A 2,090-nucleotide genomic window follows, 5' to 3' on the forward strand; every position below is an offset into this window, starting at 1 on the left:
TTCTAATCGACCTTGGGAAGTAGAAAAACAATAATTACCTACTCTACTTTGTTATCATAATACGGACAGCTTCTATATAGCGGTCCGTATTTATTTTGTACTTGTAAGTAGATACTAAACTAAAAAATAAATTGTAAAACGTTATTAGTCCAGTAGTTTTCTTCTCTGTATTTCATATCTATCATCAAAGAGTTTTCGTTAGTGACTAAAATTGTACTTTTGTTGAAGTTTCTGCAAAGACCTTTTATTTGAACTTTATAATGTTGCAGAAAGTAATGAAATCAAAAAACTTATATTTATGTTTGGAATGTTCATGACCATAATTATCATTGGCTATGTTGGATATTATGGCTATAATATTATTCACGATCTCTATTTTGATAAGACAGGAGAAATCGTATCGACAGCTTCTATTGACGAGAAAGAAGTTGATATTAAAGAGGAACTTGGAAATTTCACCCTATACGAGGCAGATGAAGATCAAAGTAAGAAAGAGGACACAAAAGTAAGTTCTAATATTACTATAGAGGAAACTAATACTCCACAAAATAATTCTCTTGATACAACAGATAGTAATGATTCCCTTCCTGTTATGTCTGGTGGAATTAAAGTCGAAGAATTGCAGGAGATGCTAACCTCACTGGAAAATGATGAGGTAGGCTCCGATTACTATATTGTTGCCAGAACATTACAAAAAGGTGAAAGATAACACTTCATTTTTAAATACACTATAGGTTCAAAGCCAACCATCTTGCTACTGTTGTTTTGTAGTTGGTAAAAGGCTTCTTTTGTCGGTACTTTAATTCGAAATACTTAAAATTTACTTCAATGTTTCAATTAAAGCGTTATCTAGTACTTGCAAACTACAAAGCAAGTAAGTTTAAAACTACTCTCAATCGTGCTTTTACCCTATTTATGCTTGGGTTCATAGGCGGCGTACAGGCATTTGCACAGAGTCGTGGAGCAGGTGGCTTCACTTCTGCTACGACAGAAATTAACAGTTATGCGGAACCAGTCAAGAAGCTTATGTATGCAATCGCAGCAGTCATAGCTCTGATTGGTGCATTCAATGTCTATTTTAAGATGCAAAATGGTGATCAGGATGTTAAGAAAACCATTATGATGACAATTGGAGGATGTGTAGCTATGGTTGCTATGGCAACAGCCCTCCCTATGTTCTTTAAGTAGGTTAGAAGTAGGATATACCCGATATAGTCTCCAGCTTTAGGAGTCTTTATCGGTGTATATCATTGTTGTATCACGAATAGACTTTTCTCTAATATAATGGATGAGTTCAATAACTATCCTGTCTACAAAGGATTACAGAAGCCCTTAGAGTTTATGGGGATACGTGGTAAATTCATATACTATGCTGCAGGAACGTTCCTACTTGGATTTATAGGATTTCTCATTTTCAACATTTTACTAGGATTCTTTTCAGGAGCTATTGCCTTAGTTGCCATTTCAGGTACAGGAATCATCATTATTTTTATTAAGCAAAAGCTAGGACTACATGCAAAGAAACGTTACAAAGGTATAGTCCATTATGCAGGTTTATTTGAATATTAAGTATGGCAAAAAAGAAAGAAAGACCATTTGATAAGTTATATGCAGAACTAGAGGATATTAGAGATGCACGTGGGAATCTTATAAATACTGTTCTTTTTTCCAAGAACGGCAATTGGTCTGTTATCTTAGAAATAGAGAATCCTATCCAACAATACAGTACAGATGCAACTCTCTACTATACTTATACTGATATTCTCAATAATATCATTCAGACCCTTGGTGAAGGCTATTGTATACAGAAACAGGATATCTTTTGTAAACAAGGATATAATCGTGAAATTAACGATGATATGAACTTTCTCTATAAGTCATATTTCAAGTACTTTAGAGGTCGTGAATATACTAATATACGTACTTTTTTTATTATCACTCAGGAATTTAAGCAAAGTTCCTTTATTAAGTATGATCCCAAAGCATGGTTAGATTTTCATTCAAAGGTCAGTAAAGTAATCAACATATTGGCAGAGAAAAATATTTCTAGTCATAAATTAAATAAGAAAGAGGTTGCAAGATATGTACAC

Annotated in this window: 3 protein-coding genes and 1 pseudogene; all 4 read left to right on the forward strand. The window is 33.4% G+C overall.

Annotated features, from left to right (window positions below; genetic code table 11):
* Positions 1-298 precede the first annotated feature (298 nt).
* Complete coding sequence (locus HMPREF9420_RS12600; protein ID WP_007136122.1) at positions 299-709, forward strand: hypothetical protein; 411 nt, start codon at positions 299-301, stop codon at positions 707-709.
* Between the two features lie 119 nt (positions 710-828).
* A complete protein-coding gene (locus tag HMPREF9420_RS12605) occupies positions 829-1,188 on the forward strand; it encodes a DUF4134 domain-containing protein (RefSeq protein ID WP_007136123.1) in 360 nt (119 codons plus the stop codon).
* A 96-nt stretch (positions 1,189-1,284) separates the two neighbouring features.
* Positions 1,285-1,569, forward strand: a complete 285-nt coding sequence (locus HMPREF9420_RS12610; protein WP_007136124.1) for a hypothetical protein — start codon at positions 1,285-1,287, stop codon at positions 1,567-1,569.
* A gap of 2 nt (positions 1,570-1,571) precedes the next feature.
* Positions 1,572-2,090: pseudogene (locus HMPREF9420_RS12615) on the forward strand (TraG family conjugative transposon ATPase); the annotation flags it as partial.

It is taken from the genome of Segatella salivae DSM 15606, assembly GCF_000185845.1.
Classification (GTDB): domain Bacteria; phylum Bacteroidota; class Bacteroidia; order Bacteroidales; family Bacteroidaceae; genus Prevotella; species Prevotella salivae.